2 protein-coding genes are annotated in these 735 nt (G+C 34.6%); both read right to left on the reverse strand.

The features are described 5' to 3' along the window. The coding region (locus tag ACYVTD_RS14885; RefSeq protein ID WP_461248494.1) for a hypothetical protein at positions 1-263 on the reverse strand (263 nt) is incomplete at its 3' end. 277 nt (positions 264-540) lie between these two features. Next, on the reverse strand, positions 541-735 hold a 195-nt coding region (locus tag ACYVTD_RS14890), incomplete at its 5' end, for a hypothetical protein (RefSeq protein WP_461248495.1).

Raw genomic sequence — 735 nt, forward strand, 5'->3', positions numbered from 1 at the left:
ATCCAGTTGTCGCCGCCCGGGATTCCAAAATTAGCCTTCTCTATAAAAACAATTTCCGCGTCCCTTTCCTGAAAATATTGATCGTTTTTATAGATAATTTCTTTTATTTCTTCTCTTTCTTTTTCTTTGGCGATTTCGATTGGATCTTCATATATTTCTTCTTCGGCAATACTCTCAATTATAACAGGTTGTTCTTTCTTTTTATTGCAAGAAAAAAGCAATAGCGGCAAGATACAAAGAAAAATATATTTTTTGAATTCCATTGTATGAATATTATATTATATTTTTAGAGTTTTTGTCCTTTGTAGCCTGTAATATCTAAAACATTATTCTCAAAAGACTTCTCGCAGAGGCGCAGAGGCACAGAGTTTTTGTCCGATAGCTCATCTTTGATCTAGACATATTATCCTAAAATCATAAATCATGAAAGTAATACAATGGTCTTTCATACAACAACCTTTGCGCCTCTACGAGAACCTCAACCGAGCCGTAAAGCGGCGAAGGTTCCCCTCTTGATGTATTTTTGTAAATATTTAGTTGTTACTTACTACTTGGGTAATCTTCAGGAAAAGCCTTTCTAAAAAAAGCGTCAAGGAGTCCTTCTTTTTCTAATTTATCCCTACACTCCTTTACAAACTCAGGAGTTATCTCTGGATTAGGCAAAACATCATTATTAGTAGTATCTGCCTTAACAGGAACTCTAGAATTTGAAGATTTACTTGCCATGCTTACCTC

Source organism: Treponema sp. R6D11, assembly GCF_054786075.1.